Source organism: Mycolicibacterium vinylchloridicum (assembly GCF_013404075.1).
In the GTDB taxonomy this organism is placed as follows: Bacteria; Actinomycetota; Actinomycetes; order Mycobacteriales; family Mycobacteriaceae; genus Mycobacterium; species Mycobacterium vinylchloridicum.
In genome coordinates this window covers 1-5,866 of the sequence record NZ_JACBJQ010000116.1, presented here as the reverse complement: position 1 = coordinate 5,866, position 5,866 = coordinate 1, and the positions used below count along the sequence as shown (strand labels likewise).

Here is a 5,866-nt window from a genome sequence, read left to right as displayed (position 1 = left end):
ACCACCAAGCAGCCGCCGAAACCCTGCGCCGAACCACCACCGGCAACCGCCAACAACTACACTGACCGCTGCTCACAGGTGAGGAATTTCGGCGAGCACACCTGAGGACTTTCGACGAGCGCGATCATGCGCGCTGTACGAGGTCCGCGACGGGGTCGCGACCATCACTATGAACAGGCCGTCGGCCCTGAATGCCGTAAACGCCGATCTAGCCACGGCCGTAGGCACTTTCATCGAAGACGCCGAGTCCGACGCGGCAGTGCGAGTGATCATTCTGACCGGCGCAGGACGTGCCTTCTGCGCGGGCGCCGACCTGAAGGCGCTGGCGGCTGGACAAGCGGTGCACGCAAAGGACCACCCGGAATGGGGATTCTGCGGGTTCGCCCGCCACTGGGTCAACAAACCCACCATCGCCGCGGTCAACGGGTTCGCGCTCGGCGGCGGGACCGAATTGCTCTTGGCCGCAGACCTCGCCGTGGTCGACGAGAATGCGCAGCTGGGCCTGCCAGAGGTAAAACGTGGCCTGTTCGCCGCAGCCGGCGGTGTGATTCGGTTACAGCAGCAGATCCCGCGAAAGATAGCGATGGAGCTGGCCCTCACCGGGGCCCCGATCTCGGCTGAGTACGGACACAGCCTGGGAATGGTCAATCGCGTTGCCCCGGCGGGGACTGTTTTGGCGATGGCGGGCCAACTTGCTGCGGAAATTGCGGCGGGCGCGCCACTGGCCGTCCGCGAAACCAAGTCGATGATCCACCGCACAGCCACCGGGTCGGACTGGAAGGAGGCGGTGTGGATGGAGAACGCGCGTGCCGTGGACGCCGTATTCACCAGTTACGACGCCAAGGAAGGCGCCACGGCCTTCGCCGAGAAACGTGCGCCTGCATGGAGAGGTGAGTGACGTGGACACCGGTAGCTCTGCTCTCGACTTCGGCTTGCTCATCTTCCGGGTGACGTTGGGGTTCACCATGGCCGCCCACGGATACAAGTTCTTTTCAGGAGGCCGCCTCGCCGACACCGCAGGTTGGTTCGACAGCATCGGTATGCAGCCCGGGGCGCTCCACGCTCGTGTGGCTGCCTCCACCGAACTAAGTGCGGGGATTCTCTTGGCGGCCGGGCTCCTCACCCCCCTGCACGCCGCGGCGTTCGTTGCATTGATGTTGGTTGCCGCGTGGACCGTCCACCGCGGCAATGGCTTTTTCATCGTCAAGGATGGCTGGGAGTACAACCTGATCCTGGCTGTCGCGGCGGTCGCCGTCGCAACCGTAGGAGCGGGACAATACAGCCTTGATCACGAGTTTTTTGCCGACGCTTCTTTCCAACATCTGCTCAACGGTTGGTGGGGCTTCGGCCTCGCAACCGTGCTCGGGCTGGCTGGCGGCATTGCTCAGTTCCTGGCGTTCTACAGGCCTGCTGCAACGCGCTGAGAACTTCGGCGCCACCGAGACCTCGGGCTGCGGCGCTCCAGGACTCAGGGCGGCGGCGGCACGGTAGACGATGGCGAGTTCGTCCTGAGACGTGGCCTTGGTTGAAGCGCAACAAACCCGAAATCATTTCTGACTGAGCAACATTGAAACGCGAGCATCCGCGAACCCACCGTCACCTACGCGCGCTTCGCCACAACCCCGTTCCATATTGAACACTCCCCGCGGTCGCTTCCATCGTTGACTCAGCGTGAGCCAACTCATAGGATTCCAGTATCCTGGATGCAGCTGCTGATTATGCTGGCGAATGACTCTGCTCGGCGACCGGCCCCATGTCTGCACGGTTCATACGACCCGCAGGTCGGCCACCCTACTGCCTCTTCACAAAGGCGAAAGGCTGATCGATCACCATGCACGACCTCATCGGAGTGCTGGTCCTCGCGCTCGGGTTTGTCCTGGCGACGATTAGGCCGCTGAATCTCGGAGCCCTCCTGTTCGCCGGAGCATTCCTGTTCGGCACTTTTGTGGCAGGCTTGGATACAAGCAAAATCCTTGCAGAATTCCCCGTCGGCATTTTCCTGTTGCTGGTTGGTGTCACATATCTTGCCAACGTTGCCAGACACAATGGCACCATTGATTGGTTTGTCGAGGGCGCCGTGAACTTGGCACGAGGACGCGTCGCCCTCATCCCGTGGATGATGTTCTCGACGGCTGCTCTTCTCGCGGCCGTCGGGGTTCCGGCAGCACCCGCCATTATCTCTCCTGTCGCGATGGGTTTGGCAACAAACCGTGGGATCTCGCAAACGTTCATGGCCATCATGGTGGTTCATGGAGCGGGCGCAGGCGCGCTCTCGCCACTTGGCATATTCGGCATCGTGGTATCCGGAATGATGCGGCAGTATGCGATGCCATTCGATCCGATTGGCATATTTGTGACCGCTTTCCTAGTCAACTTCGTGGCAGCTGCGATCGTCGCGGCATTCTTTGCGTTCACGAAAGAGCGAGCCTCGGCCGCAGCAACGGCCCGTGTTCAGTCCCACGAAACTGAAGTCTCTAGATTCGGCGGCAATGCGGCCACAAGAAGAGCTATCGCGCCTGAACGGCAGTTCGGCGCAGACGGCGATGCCCCACCGTCAAACCAAGAAACTGAGAAAATTAGCCTGGACATTATTCTGACGATGGTCGCATTTTCTTTGCTCGTCGCGGGTGCCATTGGCGGTCTAGATATCGGATTGATGGCAATCACATGCGCTATCGCCCTCGCAATCTTCAAGTCAAAGTACGATACCGTGGCACTGATAGATGTCCCGTGGCCGTTGATATTTCTCGTAGTGGGCACCATCACCTATGTCGGTGTCATCGAGAAGATCGGGACCATGGACCGCCTGGGCTCATTTCTGGCCGGCGCAGTCGCTCCAACGATCGCCGCGCTGCTGCTGGCGTATGCGGCCGGGCTAGTTTCAGCATTCGCATCGTCAACAGGTGTAATGACTGCGCTCATCCCACCCGCCATTCCGCTGCTCGAGCAATCCGATCTCAGTGTCCTGGCAGTGATCGGACTCATCGTCGTAGCTAGCACCATCGTCGACGTCAGCCCTTTCTCCGGCCAGGGTGCCTCGGCGATCGCCAACGCCACCCCGGATGCTCGACAGAGTGTGTTCCGATCGATGCTGATTTATGGTGCGGTGATAACCGCGGTGGGCCCAGGACTGGTATGGCTCGTTCTTGTTCTTCCGGGAGTAGCGTGATGCAGGGTCACGCTTTTGCCCAGTCGGCACAAGCTGACATCAAGACCGATTGATGTCCCTGATGGGCATTACAGATACAAAGATAATCTCGCGAAGGTCAAGTGGCATCAGCTGTGCGTGCCGCCGCACCGTCACACGGAAAGCATAACCAAATCTGTTGTAAATTGCAGTGATTGACGCCGATACATCGACACCTCCACCCGACGGGACGATCGGTGGAGAATCCAGACGCGCGCAGCCATCCCCGACACGGCTATGCGGATACCCGACGGCGAATCTCCACAACTGGCCGACGTCTTCTTGCAGTACACAAGAGATGGAAGCGATCCCGCTCAGGAGCTTCGAGCTGAGATGGGCGCTCCAACGGCGGGCTGACGTATACCGTGCAGGTTTCAAGGTCTGACAGGCACACGCCGGGCAGGCGCGCATTGGTGTGGCCTAGCTACGCCACTGCCGGGAGTACCCCCGTAATGAGCGGCAAATCGACGTTGCGAGATCCAACCATGCACAACGACTTTCGCGGTTCAGGAGTTCTGTCGTGGTAACAATTCGTCAGCGAACCTGGAGAGAAATGAGTCCGAACAGCTGCTCCCACCGGCACAATGACGAACTTGCTCATACCCGCCGCCACGTGCCATCGACCTGGCGGTGCAGTTAACCCCAGTTTCGGGCGATCAGATCACCGGGTGTGCCATCACGACGACGTCGATTGGCACTGGTGAGATCGGACGGATAATCGACGATATGACCAATGCCGCTGATGACGATGCCAGGTGCGCCAACGCCGCCGAGCGGTTCAGCCGGACGGGGACGGCGCCTCGCTCCGACGTGGCCGGCGCGGCGCGTTTCGACATCGACGATTAGGCGTTGAAGTTCTACCGAGCGAACCTCAAGCTGGATCTCAGCAATACCGGCCGGTATCGGCACGGCATGCAAAGCAACCGCGCCTCGACTGCGAATTCTGCTGTTGCAACGGGCTTTCAGTCACCGGCCCTGCCACCGCAAGTGGCCTGACGGGGCCGCCGGCGTGGGGCCTGCCTAACGGCTCTCGATCAAGCCGCCATCCGCGGTTTGTCGCAGAAGCGGCTTGGCGAATGGCTGTTGAATGAGTTCGCGGCACCGCCGCTGCTGCGGATCTTGTCACGCCGAGGACGGATCGACAACAAGTTGGCATTTTGCCATAATGCGTCAGAATTCTTTCCCGCTGGCCGCCGCGAGGTCGGGGTCTCGGAGGCAGGTGTTGTGTCGCAGATTGCCCAGCCACGGTGAACTCCGCTCTTGAAGTGCCGTGATCGCGAACGAGTGCCTAGCTGTACTGACCACAGACGTTAGGTACGGCGTGGCGTAGTGACATGGGACTGCCCTGGGTTCAGTGGTGTCGCCACACTTGGTTTCAGGCCACGGGTTGGACGGATTGGTGTAGCAGTTCGAACTCTATCGGAGTGCGCATGCCGAGAGCGGAATGACGGCGTTGGCGGTTGTGGAAGATCTCGAGGTAGTCGAAGATTGTGTTCGCAAGCTCGATCCGCGTCTTCCAGCGTTTCCGATTGAGTAGCTCGGTTTGCATTCTGCCCCAGAATGATTCGATCATCGCGTTGTCGTAGCAGTCACCGATCGACCCCATCGACGGGACCAACCCGGACCGCTTGGCGCGGTCGGTGAAGGCCCAGGAGGTGAATTGCACGCCGTGGTCGGAATGGATGATCCCACCGGACTGGGGGTCGCGGTTGCTGATCGCCATACCGAGCGCGTTGGTGACCAACGCCGCGGTCTGATTCGAATCGATCGACCAGCCGACGACCCGCCTGGAGAACGTGTCGAGCACCACCGCGCGCAGTACACCTTGCCCTCGTAGGTGCGGTGCTCGGTGATATCGGTAACCCACAACCGATTTGGGGCATCGAGGGTGAACATCCGCTCAACCAGATCCGTCGCCGTGGGCGTCTCGTGGCGGGGCCGGGGACGACGAGTACCGGGCAGGCCCTTGATGGTCGCGCGGGCCATCAGCATCTCGACCTGGTTGTAGCCGACCTGTAGACCCAACCCGAGGGGCAGTTCGGCGTGCACCCGGCGGGCACCGTAGGTGCCACGAGAGGCAGTGTGCACGGCGCGGATCTGCTCGGTCAGCTAGGCATGGCGGACGGCCCGAGCTGAGGGCGCCCGACTGCGCGATGCGTAGTAGCCCGAGTCGGTCACTTCTAAAAGCCGGCACGCGACCTGCACCGGAAGTCCTTCTGCGGCCATAGTGGCTATGGCCGCGTACCGCCTTTTGGGTCGTTGGGCTCCCGCAATCGATGGGCTCTTGTTTGCGCCAAGCGTAGATCGTCTGATCGCTGATGTTCAGATCGGCGGCGATCTGCGCGATCGGACGGCCGGCGGCGACAAGGTCGAGCACCTTGCGGCGGAACTCTTCGGGAAAACGTTTGGGCATGGAGTGCGGCCAATAGACGCATCCGCGAGCTGGAAACCGAGGTCGCCATCCTCAAAAGGGCCCGTGAGCTGCTCGGCTCCTTCGGCGGATGTCGTGACCAGAAGTCGAGCAAACCGACTCCATGAAACCCAGAGCAAGGTGGCCTTCCCCCGAGACCGTGGAGGCATCGGCTATAAGGAGTAGCGATGTCAGAGAAACGGAAGAAGTACGACCGGGAGTTCCGTGAGGGCGCTGTGCGGATCGTGCTTGAGACGGGTAAGCCGATC

3 protein-coding genes and 1 pseudogene are annotated in these 5,866 nt (G+C 61.0%); 3 read left to right on the top strand and 1 reads right to left on the bottom strand.

Annotated elements, in window-relative coordinates:
• Positions 1–85 precede the first annotated feature (85 nt).
• The 3 genes from HPC46_RS33460 (at position 86) to HPC46_RS33450 (ending at position 3,169) form a co-directional block, all read left to right on the top strand.
• On the top strand, positions 86–898 hold the full coding sequence (locus HPC46_RS33460) for a crotonase/enoyl-CoA hydratase family protein (protein ID WP_325096870.1): 813 nt from the start codon (positions 86–88) through the stop codon (positions 896–898).
• Between the two features lies 1 nt (position 899).
• Positions 900–1,424 (top strand): DoxX family protein, encoded by a 525-nt coding sequence (locus HPC46_RS33455; RefSeq protein ID WP_325096869.1) that lies wholly within the window; start codon positions 900–902, stop codon positions 1,422–1,424.
• Between the two features lie 407 nt (positions 1,425–1,831).
• The gene (locus HPC46_RS33450; RefSeq protein WP_179476303.1) at positions 1,832–3,169 is read left to right on the top strand and encodes an SLC13 family permease; all 1,338 of its coding nucleotides are present in this window, start codon (positions 1,832–1,834) and stop codon (positions 3,167–3,169) included.
• A gap of 1,393 nt (positions 3,170–4,562) precedes the next feature.
• Here HPC46_RS33450 and HPC46_RS33445 read toward each other — a convergent pair.
• Positions 4,563–5,600 (bottom strand): annotated as a pseudogene (locus HPC46_RS33445) (IS3 family transposase).
• Between the last annotated feature and the right edge of the window lie 266 nt (positions 5,601–5,866).